Consider the following 15,093-nt stretch of genomic DNA (forward strand, 5'->3'; position numbering starts at 1 on the left):
AAAGGGTAATAATTATCGGTCAATTATTTTTGCTCGCCAAAAATACGCCGCGTTAATTTTTTCAGGATACGGATGCTTGGCGTATGATACACCCTTGAATTTGGCGGCAGACTTTTGGTTAGCCACACATTTCCTCCAACAACGCTGTTGCTGCCTATCACAGTTTCGCCCCCAAGTATGGTAGCGCCGGAGTATATAACCACATTATCTTCTACCGTTGGATGGCGTTTGGTAAATGCCATACTTTTATCAACACTTAGTGCACCAAGTGTAACGCCCTGGTATAATTTAACATGCGCGCCGATGGTGCAGCTTTCGCCGATGACAATACCGGTGCCGTGGTCAATGTAAAAATAATCGCCTATTACAGCTGCCGGGTGAATGTCGATACCGGTTTTTGAGTGGCCGTATTCGGTCAGGATCCTCGGGATCAAGGGAATATCGCGGGTGTATAAGCTGTGCGCCAGCCGGTAAAGCGAAATTGCAAAGAAGCCCGGATAGGTGCGGATAACCTCAAACTCGCTGCGGGCAGCCGGATCGCCGTTGAATATAGCCTGTATATCGGTATTTAAAACCTGGTAAAGGTGCGGCAGGGATTCAAAAAAGCCGGCAGCGCGTTTCTTGTTGTCGCAATCGGCACAAGCGCTGGTGGCCTCCATAATTTTGTAAAGTTCGGCTTCCAGCAACGCAAATTCAGACTTCAGTTCGTCAACAGTCGAAAACACCTTTGCTGTTTGCTCCGGATATAGCAAATGAATAACGCGCAGCGCCCACCGGGTAATTTCCTTGTTAGACGGCACGTACTCAAGCTTTTGCTGCTTGGTAAAAATTTGCCCGTAAAATTCTTCACTCATGTTTTATAATACGCTGTTGAGGAGCAACAATCGTTTTGTACTGCAAGTTTAGGGAAAAGAATGTTGTTTATATGTAAAAATGGCTACTTAATTGATGGGCTTAATGATTTTTGTATTGAAAAAATGCTAATGGTGCAGCCTGAAAAATACCCCGATGAATAAGTACCCCGAATTATATTTTACAGGAGCATAATATTTTGACCGTAAACGGTTGATGCCTGCACCATAGTTTGAACTATCATAACCCAGTTCCAGCCCCACGCTGGCATGTTCGGTTGGAATGGAAAAGGTTATCATGGGCGAATAAGCAAAAGTATAGCCCGCGTTTGTTGATTTGCCCTCCAGCTTTTCGGTATAATCATCACGTGGTTCGCTGTAGCGGAATACATCGCCATAACCAACATTATAGCCTCCTTTTATGGAGAGGGCAACGGCTATTTGTACATCACTTTCGGGATTGATACAATAGTGGGGCGTTATAGCGATACCGGTATACAGGGTTGTGCCTTCAAAGCGCTTGTAATCGTCATCAAAATAAAAATTGTAGTTCATTACATCGGCAAAACCGGTTATATCAAACCCGGAGTGGCCGCCGGCAAAAACTTTCCCGTAGCCGATATTAACCCGGAACGAGCCTTTGCTTACATTGCTGTCGAGCAGATCGGCTGTTGGTTGCATAGTGCCAATCCTGATCAGCAAACCGCTTGATTGCGCGCGCACTTTTAAGGCGCAGCATAACAAAACCACTAAAATCAAACCTGCAGGGAGTTTCATATTCGTATTGTGATAGGTGTGAAGCAGAAGGCCCTGCAAATCAGGATGACAAGGCCCGCGCCCCGTATAGCAGACTATTTATTATCGGTTTAGTTTAAGCCCACCAACAAATAAAACCAATAGAATAGATGATATCTTCGATATTGGCAGATCAGCTACTATTTTCCGAATGTTAAGGCTATACCAACAAATAAATACCCCGAATGATAGTTTAATGGGGAATAATAAGCTGATCGCAGATTGTTTATCTGTTTGGCATAATTAGCGCTATCGTATCCCAATTCTATAGCAATAGGGCCCGGGTTGCCATTGGTGGATAAGGAAATAAACGGCGAAACAGCTACGCTGATATTGCTTTTAGTTGATTTGTCTTCCAATCTGTCGCCGTAATTATTGTGCTGACTGTCATATTTATAAACATCGCCGGTACCCCAGTTATAACCCGCTTTGAGTAATAGCCCTGCAGAAAATCGAAAACTATTTTGAGGGTTAAAACAATACCGGGTGCCGAAGCCTGGTCCCAGGCATAAAATTGAGCCTCTAAAACGTTTGTCATTATCGATATCGAAGTTGTAGTTCGTTAAATCGGCGAAAGCGCCTACATCAAACCAAACCCGCCCCCGGTGAAAAACCTCCCCGATGCCAAGCGTTAGCCCGAACGAATCTTTATCTACCGCGTTGTCAAATAATTCCCGTGCAGGTTTCATAGCACGAATACGAACAACGTCGCTATCCGTTTGGGCATGCACTACCGCCGTAACGCAAAACAAAAACACTAAAACCAAACCTGCAGGGAGTTTCATATTTGTATTGTGACAGGTGTAAAAGCAAAAGGTGCAAGGCCGTTTGTAACAATATGACTGCTTTTTAATCGCCTGGTTTAATTAAACTATTCAAATAAAATCAAGTCTTTGCTTTTGGTATGGTTTATACAGTATATTTACATCACCAATCATAAACACCACCAATTTTCACTAATTATAAAATATAATTATGACTACCAGACGTTCATTTATTAAGACTTCGGCTGTGCTTACTGCCGGACTTTTAGCAGCACCAAACTTATTTGCTTACGACAAAAAACAGATAGGCCTGCAATTATATACCATACGCGATGCCATGGCGAAAGACCCGGCCGCCGCATTAGCTAAAGTAGCTAAGTTAGGATACAACACGGTTGAAGGGGCTACTTACACAGGCACCGAGTTGTTTTACGGCATGAATGCCAAGGGATTTGCCAGCTTATTGGCGCAGGAAGGTCTTGCAATGCCAAGCGCGCATTATCGCCTTGGCGAGGAGCAGGTTAATGGCGCATCGCAGATAGGAACCATCCTTAACGACTGGAAAAGAGCCGTTGATGACGCCGCCGCTGTTGGTGCCAAGTACATGGTTTGCGCCTACTTATCACAATCAGAACGGGGCGACGCGGAGCATTATAAAAAAGTAGCCGGTTTACTTGATGTTGCCGGCCAAACATGTAAAAATTCGGGCATCCAGTTATGTTACCATAACCACGATTTTGAATTTATACAGGATAACGGACAATACCCGTACGAAATACTGTTAACAACCACTGATGCCGACAATGTAAAAATGGAAATGGATTTGTACTGGATGACTAAAGCCGGACAAGACCCTATTGCCTTTTTTAACAAATACCCGGGCCGTTTCCCGCTGCTACACGTGAAGGACATGGATAATACGCCCGAAAAGAAATTTACCGAAGTAGGTAATGGCGTTATCGATTTTAAAAAGATCCTGGCCCAATCAAAAAAGGCAGGCGTAAAATACTTTTTTGTTGAACAGGATATATGCCCCGGCGATCCGTTTGATAGTATTGGCAAAAGTATCAGCTATATCAAAAAGAATTTGGTATAAAATCTTTGTTACAAGCATAAAATACAGGCCGTCACCATAAAACAAAGTGATGGCCTTTTTATTTTACGATAATTAAATCGCTTGTGCTCAAAAATTTCGTAGGTTATGGAAATGAACACCACCATGCTAAAATATTTGCTTATTATATTAGGGGCCTCCTTCCTGTTTACCTGCGCGGCACAGGCCCAAACCGGTAAAGAATTATTAACCGGCGACGCCATGCCGTCATTTTCGCTGCTTGACCAAAATGGCAGGGACTTTAAAACTGCCGACTACGTGGGCAAAAAGGTTTTGGTTATTTATTTTTATCCGAAAGATGAAAGCATGGTTTGTACCAAAGAGGCCTGCGCCTTTAGGGATAGTTTTGACCAGTTTACCAAAGCCGGCGCTATGGTGATAGGCATAAACGGCGGCACGGTTGCCAGCCACAAAGGCTTTGCCGACCACTACAAACTGCCGTTTACTTTACTAAGCGACCCCGACAACAAGGTTTATAATAAGTTTGGCATCCACAAAAAGTTTTTTATGACCGGCCGCGAAACTTTTATTGTTGATTTGAAGGGCAAAATAGTTTACACCCACGAAGCCATGATGCAGGGTAAAGAACACTCGGACGATGCGCTTGCATTTATCAAGGCAGCAAAAACCAAATAAGCACAGGCCATGATCAATGCCTTAAAAATTCTGTTTAGCATTGTTTTGGTGTGGATGTGTTATGTAGTGATAACAACCAGTCTGAACAGCAATCTGTTTACCAATTGGGATTACCTGGGTTCCATCCTCTGGATGCGGGCTACGCTATGGGATTTTTACGCTAATGTTTTGGTTATATTTGTTTGGGTATGCTATAAAGAGAAGTACCTGCTTGTTAAAATTACCTGGCTCATTTTATTATTTGCGCTGGGCAGTATTGCCAGCTGTGCTTTTGTGCTCATCCAGCTTTTTAGGCTTAAACCGGGCGAGGGGGTAAAAGAATTATTCGGGAAGAAAAATGGATAACAGTTCGCTTTTGTGTTTGGTGATTTATTGCCTTTTGGCCTGTTGCGGCATTATGGTGCTGGTATGGCTTTGGGCGCATAAAATTAAAAATGCCGGCGTTGTTGATATCTTTTGGTCGTACAACTTCCCGGTTATTGCCATTATCCTGTTTTTTTTAGCCCCCGGTTATCACGATCGCAAGGTATTATTTTGTGCTATGGTAATAATAGCCGGTGTGCGCTTAGGCACCCACCTGGCTACCCGCATTACCCGGCATTTGGATGAGGAAGAAGGCCGCTACCAGCAGTTGCGTAAAGAGTGGGCACCCAATGCCGAAAAGAAGTTTTTCTTTTTCTTCCAGTTCCAGGCTATTTCAAATGTGCTTTTGGCCATTCCCTTTTTTATCTCTTGCCTTAACACCAAAACTGTATTATCCCCGCTGGAGTACGCCGGTTTTATCCTTTGGTTTATCAGTGTAACCGGCGAAACCATTGCCGACAGGCAGCTGGCCACCTTTAAAAGCGATCCGGCCAATAAAGGCCAAATTTGCCAGGTAGGCCTTTGGAACTACTCGCGCCACCCCAATTACTTTTTTGAGTGGCTCATGTGGGTTTCCTATTTCGTTTTCGCGTTAGCTTCGCCATGGGGATTTTTGGCTATCATTAGCCCGGCCGTTATTTTGTACCTGCTATTAAAAGTTACCGGCATCCCCGCCACCGAAGAACAATCCCTCCGGTCTAAAGGCGAGGCCTTTAAAGAATACCAGGCAAGCACCAGCGTATTTGTGCCGTGGTTTAAAAAGAAGTAGGGTTATAGTGACGGGCCAATTAAATTTAAAAATGTCGCGCAAAGGCGCCAAGACGCAAAGTGATTTGCTCGCGTTGCTGTCGCAAGTCTCCAGGCTTGTGGCCCGCTGATAGGTAAACGTCATGCTAAGTAATGAATATTTAAATCTCGGATGTCTGTTTCATTCGGGATTTTGTATTTTTAAAAGGAATCTCAATTTGCAAAGCGAAGGAATTGAGGTTGACGGGAAACATAGTTGATTGTCCTAAAGGCACGGCGCATACTTAGCATGCGGGCCACAAGTGAGGACACTTGCGGCAGCCGGGGCAGCAGGGCACTTGGTGCAATTCTGACTAAATTAAACTGGGTTGCAAGACCGGCGCTTTAAAAGGAAAGGCTGATTTTATATTTAATAATTCAGCTATTACGGTAATGTTTTGAAAAGTTAAAAAACAACATGAAACTAAATTTTGCGTTCAACACTCAATACAATCAATTTTATATTGCAGATAGTCTATCGCCTGGGGAAACTTGGGGTGTGGATTTTTGGAGCCCTGAAGCTTATGACGAAAGATTAGCGATAGCTGAAGGAATATTGGGTATAGGTACAGAATGTCATGGCCCTGTTAAAGGGGAATTAGAAATATTAGACATTGAAAATGAAAACTTTGACATTACCAAGTTTGATCATATTGTAGAGGGTGGAGTCAAAATTGGATCGGGAAATCTTGAGATATTGGATTGCCCTACATCGACTGTTCAATTGAAAATGAAACTAAACTCAGGCGGGTACCGTGTACGGATATATTCATCTAATCTGGATAGTGTTGAAGGTGGTGAAATGGGTGATGATTATTATAAAATAGAATTGTGGCCGGATAATAACTTTTCGCGTAAGGTGTTGAAACAATATTGGAGCAAGTAATTGGGATAGTCATAATTTAATCTGACAGTTACCATTATTTACCCCCCAGCTACCGCAAGCATTTTTCGCTGCCCCGGTCTCCAGGCTTTTGGCCCACTGACAGGCTAAGTAATAAATATGCAAATCCAGGATGTTTGTTTCATCCGGGATTTGGAATTTTTAAACGGATTCTCAATTTGCAAAGGGAAAGAATTGAGGTGGACGAGAAACATAGTTGATTGCCCTAAAAGCACGGCCCATATTTAGCATGCGGGCCAAAAGTGAGGATAATTGCGACAGCGGGGCGCGCGGGGACTCCTCTATGTTATTACAGATGTAAGACTACAATTTCTTCTCTTCTTGGTTAATAATAAACTTAGTCTGGTTTGTAATTCTAGTGACCCTGTCCTTATATTCTTGCATATGGCCAACATCGAATTTATCAGTCATAAAAAGCCCAAACCCTTGAATTTCCAAAAGCAAATCCTCTTGTATTTTTTTATTTTGATCTAATAACATAGTTACAACATATCCACTCTTAGAAAAAGCAAAGAGCGTCTTAACATCTCTTTTTTCAACCTGTTGTGAAAATGAAATTACGTTAGCAACTTCCAATCTCAGATCTTCGATCCACTTCGCCCGTTTATTTTTCCTTGTCTGCTTGGATGCTAGCCAGTGAGACGAAATAATAGTAACAACCAGTACGATTAAAGTTATCCATTCCCTTGTTTCCATGTGTTTTTACTTGAAATATCTATACGCTAATATATTATAAATTAATTCTACAATTTAGTTGAATTAAATCAGCACTATTCACAAAACGCTAATAGTTATTTCTTGAGCCGTTATTGGAGGCAAAGCCGTTAAAACGTAAGCCGTATGCCAATTCCTTTTAGATAATCAATTGCCGATTGGTAACGATAACAGCAGAATACAGATGGCTTTGGCTATTGCGAGATAGTAACGGTCCACGAGTTTGTTGAAGACAACCCCAACAAAGGGCGGGCAAATCACTTTGCGGCTCTGCGTCTTTGCGCGAAAAAACGCTTAACTTAATATCATTGGGGAGCACCTTGCGGCAACGCGATCTCGTCTTTTTGCGTCTTAGCTTCTTTGCGAGAGAAATACCGGTAAACATCTGCAGTCGCAGCTAACTTGTTAACAAAAGCCCTTGGTTTTAATTGCCTGAACAACAGGACGAATAACGGCTTAAAAATTAGTGCAAAACTATTTGTTAATAACATAATAAGCTGTATCTTTGCAGTCCCGAAAATGCGGGGTATAATAAACGTTTAAACAATTTAATTTAAAGCAAGTGAATACGTTAAGTTACAAAACTGTCTCAGCCAACAAAAAAACCGTTAACAAACAATGGGTTGTTGTTGACGCACAAGGCGAGATTTTGGGGCGCTTGTCCACTAAGATCGCAATGATCATTCGTGGTAAAACCAAGCCAGATTTCACCCCGAACGTAGACTGCGGTGATAATGTAATAGTTATCAATGCAGACAAGGTAAAGTTGACCGGAAACAAATTCAGCGCAAAGCAGTATGTTTCTTACACTGGTTATCCAGGTGGTCAGCGTTTCATTTCTCCTAAGGAGTTAATGGCAAAACATCCTGAACGCGTAATTGAAAAAGCCGTTCGTGGTATGTTACCTAAAAGTCGTTTGGGTAAAGCATTATTTGGTAACCTGTATGTATATGCAGGTGGCGAGCATCCACATGAGGCCCAAAATCCAACAACCATTTAACTTTTTAATTTCAAAGGAGAAAAAAAATGCCAACAACTAACACTTCAGGCAGAAGAAAAACAGCCGTTGCCCGCATCTACCTTACAGAAGGAAGTGGTGCGATCATCGTTAACGGTAAAGATTACAAAGAGTACTTCCCAACATTGCCATTACAGTACATCGTAACTCAGAGCACTGAGGTTTCTGGTAGCACCGGAAAATTTGATGTTAAAGTAAATGTTGCAGGTGGTGGTGTAAAAGGACAGGCAGAAGCTGTTCGTTTAGCTATCGCTAAAGCCATTGTTGAACTGGATCCTGAAAAGAAACCAGCATTACGCGCTAAAGGTATTATGACTCGCGATGACCGTATGGTTGAGCGTAAGAAACCAGGTCGTAAGAAAGCACGTAAGAGATTCCAATTCAGTAAACGTTAATCACAGGAGGACAACACAATGGCAAGAACAACATATCAGGATTTACTGGATGCAGGTGTACACTTTGGTCACCTTACCCGCAAATGGGATCCGAAAATGTCACAGTACATTTTCATGGAGCGTAACGGTATCCACATTATCGATTTAAATAAAACCTTAACTAAGGTTGAAGAAGCTGCTGCAGCTATCAAACAAATAGTAAAATCAGGCCGTAAGGTATTATTCGTAGCTACAAAGAAACAAGCGAAAGATATCGTTGCTGATTATGCAAAAAGTGTAAACATGCCCTACATCACCGAGCGTTGGTTGGGTGGTATGTTAACCAACTTTGCTACCGTACGTAAGTCGATCAAAAAGATGTCAAACATCGATAAATTGACTAAAGATGGTACCTACAGCAACCTTTCTAAAAAAGAAAGACTGATGATACAACGTGAGCGTATCAAATTAGAAACCCTTTTAGGTGGTATTGCTGATTTGAACCGTTTACCTGCAGCATTATTTTTGATCGACGTTAAGAAAGAGCATATTGCAGTATCTGAAGCTTTGAAGTTGAACATCCCTACATTTGCTATGGTTGATACCAACTCCGATCCTTCAAACATCGATTTCCCTATCCCTGCGAATGACGATGCAACCAAATCAATTTCATTGATTACCAGCATTATCATCAAAGCGATTGAAGAAGGTTTGGAAGAACGCAAGCGCGATAAAGAAGACGAAGCAGAAAAAGAAGCAGTAGCTGCTAAATCAAAAGCTGATGCTCCTGAAGTAAAAGACCGCAGCGAAAACGAAGGCGGTAAAAGAACCAGGAAAACTGCCGAAGTTGCAGACGTTGTAGCCGACGCTGACACTGAAGCACCTGCCGAAACAGAAGAGTAATTATATTTTAGTCGTAAGTACTAAGTACTAAGTCTGGAATTACTCTGAGGCTTTAGGCTTAATACTTACGACTTTTTCCATATAGGTTGTAGAATTAAGGTATATATACCGATACTTTACAACCTGTATTTTTTAATACTAAATACAGTTACAGGTTACAGGGGCATATTAAATTTGCCGGTGGCCTATAACTCATAACATACCACTTAAAACAAAAAAAGATGTCTACAGTACAAATATCTGCAGCCGACGTAAATAAACTGCGCCAGCAAACTGGTGCCGGTATGATGGATTGCAAAAAAGCATTAACCGAAACTAACGGTGATTTTGAAGCAGCTATCGATTTTTTAAGAAAAAAAGGTGCTAAAGTTGCAGCAAGCCGTCAGGACAGGGAATCAAACGAAGGTGTTGTTATATCGCGCACAAGCGCCGATGGCAAAACAGGTGTTATCATCGAGCTTAACTGCGAAACTGATTTCGTAGCTAAAAACGCTGAGTTCATCGCTTTCGCTAACGAAATTGCTAACAAAGCAGTTGAAAACCAGCCAAAAAGCATCGAAGAACTTTACGCGCTTTCTATCGATACAGAAAACACCACTACTACTATTGGTGAAGCTGTTATTGACAAAACCGGTAAAATCGGCGAAAAAATTGGTGTTTCTAAATTAGAGATCATCACCGGCGAAAAAGTTATCGCTTATGTACACGGTAACTTCCGTTTAGGTGTATTGGTAGCTTTAAACTCAAACCCTGAAGGCGTTGAAGAAGCTGGTAAAGACGTTGCTATGCAAATTGCAGCTATGAACCCTATCGCGGTTGATAAAGATGGTGTTGATGCCACAGTTATTGAGCGTGAACTTGAAATTGCTAAAGACGTGATCCGTGCTGAAGGTAAACCAGAAGAAATGGTTGAAAAAATCAGCTTAGGTAAACTGAACAAGTTCTACAAAGATTCAACCCTGTTAAACCAGGAGTTTGTAAAAGATTCATCTAAAAACGTTGCCCAGTTCCTGGCCACCGTTGAAAAAGGCCTCACAGTAACCGCCTTTAAGCGGATAGCTTTAGGAGCTTAATTATATTATCCCCCTCGTTTTTAGCGAGGGGGATTTTTTTTGTATAGCCCCACCCAACCCTCCCCGGTAGGGAGGGCTTTGTTATGAAAGGGATAATTTATAATCAAACAAAAGTCTCCCCTACCGGGGGAGATTTAGAGGGGGCTTATGATAACTGCACTACACAACCACAAACTAATCTCCAATGGGCAAATAACCCATGGCAAAGCCGTTTTAATTTCAGGCAACACCATTATCGATGTTATTGATGATACCGCCATTCCCGTTGATACCGATAAGCATGATTTAAAAGGCTCATACCTTGCCCCTGGCTTTATTGATTTACAGATTTATGGCAGCGGCGGCTTATTATTCGCGGGCACACCAACTGTAGCTGCTTTGGAGCGGCTGGAGAGCGATTTGCTTAACCAGGGCACCACAGGCGTTTTTGCTACGATAGGCACCAATACAAACGAAATTGTAGAAAAAGGAATTGAAGCGGCTAAGGAGTTTCGCAAACAGGCGAAGGGTGCTTTCTGGGGCCTGCACCTGGAAGGGCCTTATTTAAACCCAGCCAAAAAAGGCGCGCATCCCGAAAAATATATTAAAAAAGCCACCCTTGCCGAGGTAAAAGGCTGGGTAGAACGCGCCGAAGGTGAGATAAAAATGATTACCATAGCGCCCGAACTGCAGGACCAGGAAGTTATTGATTACCTGCACAACGCGGGCGTTATCATATCATCGGGGCACAGCAATGCTACTTATGCCGAGGGTAAAGCATTTTTAAACAAACCCATCCCTGCGGTAACGCACCTGTTTAACGCCATGCCGCAAATGCACCACCGCGAACCGGGCTATATCCCCGCTATTTTTGAAGAACGGCCGTATACCAGCATTGTGGCCGATGGTAACCACGTGGATTGGGCCATGATACGCCTGGCCAAACGCGAACTGGGCGATAAACTGTTTTTAATTACCGATGCGGTTACCTCAACTAACGAGGGCGCGTACCAGCATCAGTTAGTAGGCAATAAATATGTAATGCCCGACGGCACCCTCTCGGGCTCGTCGCTTACGATGTTAAAAGCTGTTGAAAACTGCGTAAAGCAAGTGGGTATTGATTTAGCCGAAGCTGTTAACATGGCTTCATTGTACCCCGCCGAATTGGCAAAACAAGGTAAAAAAGGCAAAATTGAGAAAAACTTTATTGCCGATATGGTTGTTTTTAACACTGATTTTGAGGTAGAAGCAACTTACCTTAACGGTCATTTATTAACAAAGACAACATAAAATTTTAACACTAATTTTTATTCGCTATTTTTGCGAAACGACACCTCATATGAACAACGCTTTATCAATTCATGATATCTACAAAAGCAAGTTCCCTTTATTTCTGTTAATAACAAATCACACCAAATGAAGTACAAAAGAATTTTACTGAAGCTTTCGGGCGAATCGCTTATGGGTACCCGGCAATATGGCATTGATAATGCACAGGTTTTGCAATACGCCCAGGATATTAAAAGTGTTTACGACACAGGAATGGAAATTGCGATAGTTGTAGGCGGCGGTAATATTTTTAGGGGCCTGAGCGCCGAAAAATCGGGCATGGAACGTGCACAGGCCGATTATATGGGCATGCTTGCCACCGTTATTAACTGTATGGCACTGCAAAATGCTTTAGAAAGTATTGGTGTGGAAACCCGCCTGCAGTCGGCTATTAAAATGGAGCAAATTTGCGAACCATATATTCGCCGTCGCGCTATGCACCATTTAGAGGTTGGTAAAATTGTAATCTTCGGTGCCGGTACCGGTAACCCATATTTTACTACCGACACTGCTGCATCGTTACGTGCCATTGAAATTAAAGCCGATGTGGTATTAAAAGGCACCCGCGTTGACGGCATTTACACCGCCGACCCGGAAAAAGACCCAACAGCAACCCGTTACGACGAGATCAGCTTCCAGGAAGTATATGATAGAGGCTTAAACGTAATGGATATGACAGCTATTACCCTTTGCCAGGAAAACAAGCTGCCTATCATTGTATTTGATATGAACAAAGAAGGCAACTTCATGAAAATAGCCAGCGGCGAAGCGATTGGTACCTTGGTAAGGTAGTTTCTTGTCATTGCGAGGAACGAAGCAATCTCGTAGCCAATGCAAATTCGCCATGCGACGAGGTTGCCACGCTATCGCTCGCAATGACATAGCGGTTACAACCACCCGCTATCCACTAAAAAAATCTTTAAGCTCCGTTTTTCCGTAATTGGAATAAACGGGGCTTAATTTTTTTTAGTTATGAAAACGATTTGCACAGCACTTATATTATTGATAACCAGCCTGGCCGGACCAGCTAATAAGCCGGTAGTTAAGGTCGATCTGAACAAGTTTTCGGGTAAATGGTATTCGTTGTCATCAATACCAACCCTGTTTGATAAGGATACCAAAGAAACCACTACCAATTATACCCTGAATAAGGATGGCTATTATAATGTAGTAACAATGGCCAAAAAGGGAGAGGATAATGAGCTGAAAACCTATAAATCAAAGCTTTTCCCCGACAAAGATGATAATGCGGCCCAAATGAAAGCCCAGTTTATTTGGCCAATTAAGGTTGATTACTGGGTTATTGATATTGCCGACGATTACTCCTATGCAGTTGTTGGTCACCCCGATTATAAGTTCCTGTTTATCATGAGCCGCAAGCCAACCATGCCGCAGGTTGAATTCGACAAAATTGTAGCCAAATGTAAAGCGATGGGCTATCCGGTAGACAAGCTGGTATCGCAGCATCATAAGGCAAACGAATAATTTCACACGAATGCGGACGAATTTATTCGAATTCCACGAATTATTGATTCGGCTGCCCACAACGATATTTATATTACCTTCCTGAAAACGATAAGGGCCACCCGGATTGGGTGGCTTTTTATTTTGATGATGTTATGGCAGCGTAGATAATAGTAAACATTATTGTCCCGAACCACAGCATAAATACTACGGCGTGAATTGTTACAGCCACCCGGAAGATTTTGCCTTGTTTTATCAGTTTAAATACCGATCGGAAAAGCAGGACGATGTTACCGACGATAGCAATCAGAATGAACAATAAATCCACCCCAGGCCCGGCTAAATTGGTCGGCGAAATGGATGCACCAATAATGATCAATAAGATGGCAAATCCATAAAACATAACAATTGGCTGCCATTTAGTTTCAAGTTTATCTGTTGGATTTATCATATAGCGCATAAAATGGAGACTTCCGAAGTTTTAAAAACTTCGGAAGTCTGCCTATCATTCGTGAAATTCGATTCAATTCGAAAAATTCGTGTGCAAAATTCGTGTGTATTATTTATCACTCAGCATGATCGGGTTTCCCTTGCCGGCACCCATAATAATCACTTTGGCGTTTGGCGAAGTGGCTATAGCAATCTGGGCTTTAATGGCCTCGTATTGTAATTGCTTATCCGACAAACCGGTTGAAAGGATTTTTTGATAATCGGCAATACCCTGGGCTTCTACACGCTTACGTTCGGCTTCCTGCTTTTCTTTTTGCAATACAAACTGCATTTTTTGGGCATCCTGCTCCGCGTTTATTTTTGACTCGATACTGGCCCTTACCGAAGCAGGCAGGGTGATATTCCGCACCAGGATCTGCTGTAACTCCAGGCCGCGTTTGGCAAAGTTGGCCGTTATAAACCTGTTTATCCTATCCTGAAATTCCTGCCGTTTGGTTGAATAAAGGTCAACCGCTGCATAATTCACGGCGTTATCACGGATAGCCGTTCTGGAAACGGGGCGCACTACTTTTTCCAGGTAGTCTTCGCCAATGTTTTGCATAATAAAAGGCGCCTTATCGGCATTTACTTTGTATTGAACAGAAAGATCAATAGCCACCTCAAGACCATCTGAAGATAATACGCGGATTGCATCGTCACCTTCCTTTGCGCCTTCGTCATGAACGGCGCTCATCGTGTAGGTTTGTAAGCGCACATCAAACGTTGTGATCTCGACAACGGGGTTAACAATATGCAGGCCGCTTTCTAATATATGGTCCTGCACTTTGCCAAAAAGTACTTGTACGCCCACTTTTCCCGGCTCAATAACCTTGAAACTGGATAGCAACAGGCCAATGACCACCATTGCCCCGCCAACTATACTTATGGTACTACTAAAATGGCTGGCCGGCTCAGGCGAGCGTTTGAGTACGATGCCCACCACGAGCACGATAACTCCTAAAATTGCTATAAACATGCAATGAAGTTACACCTTTTTCTGCGAGTTCTTCACGTCTTTTAACAATCTTATTTTTAAGAAAACTACCACCAGGCCCACCGCTATCGCGGCAGCCATAACCGGGTAGCTTTTGGCCATAAATTGCTGGTAAGCCACAAAGGCGCATAACACCAAACCAATGGTATATAGTACGTTAAGTATTAACTTAAAAGCCATGATTAATATACGCTTAAGTCAGGATCAATCTCGGCCGCCCAAGCTAAAATTCCGCCGCGCAGGTTATACAGGTTGGTAAAACCTCTTTGCTCCAGCTGCATAATTGCAGCGGCGCTGCGTTTGCCGCTGCGGCACATTACCACTACCGGTTTATCTTTAGATACTTTTTCGCTCTCAATTAAAATGCCGCCAAGGGGGATAGATAATCCACCAAGGTTTGATGTTTCATATTCAAAATCTTCCCTAACATCAATCAGTTGAAAATCTTCGCCTTTTTCTTTTTTTTCTTTTAACTCCTGTACGGTTATCTCGTTCATGATCAATAAAATTATAATCCAAAGGTAGCTTTTTTTCCAATGCAAA

20 protein-coding genes are annotated in these 15,093 nt (G+C 42.5%); 12 read left to right on the forward strand and 8 right to left on the reverse strand.

Annotated elements, in window-relative coordinates:
* Nucleotides 1-23 precede the first annotated feature (23 nt).
* The 3 genes from epsC to AC1RM2_RS14375 form a co-directional block, all read right to left on the reverse strand.
* Nucleotides 24-854, reverse strand: coding sequence for a serine O-acetyltransferase EpsC (gene epsC, locus AC1RM2_RS14365; RefSeq protein ID WP_492985795.1), 831 nt, complete (start codon nucleotides 852-854; stop codon nucleotides 24-26).
* A gap of 126 nt (nucleotides 855-980) precedes the next feature.
* Nucleotides 981-1,628 carry a hypothetical protein gene (locus AC1RM2_RS14370; RefSeq protein WP_492985796.1) on the reverse strand — a complete coding sequence of 216 codons (648 nt, stop codon included), beginning with the start codon at nucleotides 1,626-1,628 and terminating at the stop codon, nucleotides 981-983.
* A gap of 158 nt (nucleotides 1,629-1,786) precedes the next feature.
* Entirely contained in the window at nucleotides 1,787-2,431 is a 645-nt protein-coding gene (locus AC1RM2_RS14375; protein WP_492985797.1) for a hypothetical protein, read from the reverse strand.
* 190 nt (nucleotides 2,432-2,621) lie between these two features.
* Here AC1RM2_RS14375 and AC1RM2_RS14380 point away from each other — a divergent pair, with 190 nt between their 5' ends.
* The 5 genes from AC1RM2_RS14380 to AC1RM2_RS14400 all read left to right on the forward strand — a co-directional run bounded on the left by AC1RM2_RS14380 (nucleotide 2,622) and on the right by AC1RM2_RS14400 (nucleotide 6,195).
* Nucleotides 2,622-3,506, forward strand: coding sequence for a sugar phosphate isomerase/epimerase family protein (locus AC1RM2_RS14380; protein WP_492985798.1), 885 nt, complete (start codon nucleotides 2,622-2,624; stop codon nucleotides 3,504-3,506).
* 105 nt (nucleotides 3,507-3,611) lie between these two features.
* Nucleotides 3,612-4,160 carry a peroxiredoxin gene (locus AC1RM2_RS14385; protein ID WP_492985800.1) on the forward strand — a complete coding sequence of 183 codons (549 nt, stop codon included), beginning with the start codon at nucleotides 3,612-3,614 and terminating at the stop codon, nucleotides 4,158-4,160.
* 9 nt (nucleotides 4,161-4,169) lie between these two features.
* Nucleotides 4,170-4,505, forward strand: a complete 336-nt coding sequence (locus AC1RM2_RS14390; protein ID WP_492985801.1) for a DUF1475 family protein — start codon at nucleotides 4,170-4,172, stop codon at nucleotides 4,503-4,505.
* Nucleotides 4,498-5,292, forward strand: a complete 795-nt coding sequence (locus tag AC1RM2_RS14395; protein ID WP_492985803.1) for a DUF1295 domain-containing protein — start codon at nucleotides 4,498-4,500, stop codon at nucleotides 5,290-5,292. The genes AC1RM2_RS14390 and AC1RM2_RS14395 overlap by 8 nt, the downstream gene beginning before the upstream one ends.
* A 435-nt stretch (nucleotides 5,293-5,727) precedes the next feature.
* A complete protein-coding gene (locus AC1RM2_RS14400) occupies nucleotides 5,728-6,195 on the forward strand; it encodes a hypothetical protein (protein ID WP_492985805.1) in 468 nt (155 codons plus the stop codon).
* A 321-nt stretch (nucleotides 6,196-6,516) separates the two neighbouring features.
* Here the strand turns inward: AC1RM2_RS14400 and AC1RM2_RS14405 are convergent, their stop codons facing one another.
* A complete protein-coding gene (locus AC1RM2_RS14405; protein WP_492985807.1) occupies nucleotides 6,517-6,909 on the reverse strand; it encodes a hypothetical protein in 393 nt (130 codons plus the stop codon).
* Between the two features lie 580 nt (nucleotides 6,910-7,489).
* Between AC1RM2_RS14405 and rplM the strand changes: the two genes are divergently transcribed.
* From rplM to AC1RM2_RS14440, 7 genes are all read left to right on the forward strand, one after another.
* A complete protein-coding gene (gene rplM / locus AC1RM2_RS14410; RefSeq protein ID WP_477365581.1) occupies nucleotides 7,490-7,927 on the forward strand; it encodes a 50S ribosomal protein L13 in 438 nt (145 codons plus the stop codon).
* Between the two features lie 26 nt (nucleotides 7,928-7,953).
* Complete coding sequence (gene rpsI, locus AC1RM2_RS14415; RefSeq protein WP_477365584.1) at nucleotides 7,954-8,340, forward strand: 30S ribosomal protein S9; 387 nt, start codon at nucleotides 7,954-7,956, stop codon at nucleotides 8,338-8,340.
* Nucleotides 8,341-8,358: 18 nt separating this feature from the next.
* The gene (gene rpsB, locus AC1RM2_RS14420) at nucleotides 8,359-9,222 is read left to right on the forward strand and encodes a 30S ribosomal protein S2 (RefSeq protein ID WP_492985808.1); all 864 of its coding nucleotides are present in this window, start codon (nucleotides 8,359-8,361) and stop codon (nucleotides 9,220-9,222) included.
* Between the two features lie 221 nt (nucleotides 9,223-9,443).
* Nucleotides 9,444-10,295 (forward strand): translation elongation factor Ts, encoded by an 852-nt coding sequence (tsf, locus tag AC1RM2_RS14425; RefSeq protein WP_492985810.1) that lies wholly within the window; start codon nucleotides 9,444-9,446, stop codon nucleotides 10,293-10,295.
* A 147-nt stretch (nucleotides 10,296-10,442) separates the two neighbouring features.
* On the forward strand, nucleotides 10,443-11,564 hold the full coding sequence (gene nagA / locus AC1RM2_RS14430) for an N-acetylglucosamine-6-phosphate deacetylase (RefSeq protein ID WP_492985811.1): 1,122 nt from the start codon (nucleotides 10,443-10,445) through the stop codon (nucleotides 11,562-11,564).
* A 126-nt stretch (nucleotides 11,565-11,690) separates the two neighbouring features.
* Nucleotides 11,691-12,395, forward strand: a complete 705-nt coding sequence (gene pyrH / locus AC1RM2_RS14435) for a UMP kinase (RefSeq protein WP_492985813.1) — start codon at nucleotides 11,691-11,693, stop codon at nucleotides 12,393-12,395.
* 180 nt (nucleotides 12,396-12,575) lie between these two features.
* On the forward strand, nucleotides 12,576-13,088 hold the full coding sequence (locus AC1RM2_RS14440; RefSeq protein ID WP_492985814.1) for a lipocalin family protein: 513 nt from the start codon (nucleotides 12,576-12,578) through the stop codon (nucleotides 13,086-13,088).
* Between the two features lie 118 nt (nucleotides 13,089-13,206).
* Here AC1RM2_RS14440 and AC1RM2_RS14445 read toward each other — a convergent pair whose 3' ends face one another.
* The 4 genes from AC1RM2_RS14445 to AC1RM2_RS14460 all read right to left on the reverse strand — a co-directional run bounded on the left by AC1RM2_RS14445 (nucleotide 13,207) and on the right by AC1RM2_RS14460 (nucleotide 15,047).
* Nucleotides 13,207-13,518 (reverse strand): hypothetical protein, encoded by a 312-nt coding sequence (locus AC1RM2_RS14445; RefSeq protein WP_492985815.1) that lies wholly within the window; start codon nucleotides 13,516-13,518, stop codon nucleotides 13,207-13,209.
* Nucleotides 13,519-13,626: 108 nt separating this feature from the next.
* Nucleotides 13,627-14,532 carry a prohibitin family protein gene (locus tag AC1RM2_RS14450; RefSeq protein ID WP_492985817.1) on the reverse strand — a complete coding sequence of 302 codons (906 nt, stop codon included), beginning with the start codon at nucleotides 14,530-14,532 and terminating at the stop codon, nucleotides 13,627-13,629.
* Nucleotides 14,533-14,541: 9 nt separating this feature from the next.
* The gene (locus AC1RM2_RS14455; RefSeq protein ID WP_492985818.1) at nucleotides 14,542-14,730 is read right to left on the reverse strand and encodes a DUF6358 family protein; all 189 of its coding nucleotides are present in this window, start codon (nucleotides 14,728-14,730) and stop codon (nucleotides 14,542-14,544) included.
* A gap of 2 nt (nucleotides 14,731-14,732) precedes the next feature.
* A complete protein-coding gene (locus AC1RM2_RS14460; protein WP_090641589.1) occupies nucleotides 14,733-15,047 on the reverse strand; it encodes a rhodanese-like domain-containing protein in 315 nt (104 codons plus the stop codon).
* Between the last annotated feature and the right edge of the window lie 46 nt (nucleotides 15,048-15,093).

The organism is Mucilaginibacter sp. GW822-FHT03E02, from assembly GCF_058801545.1.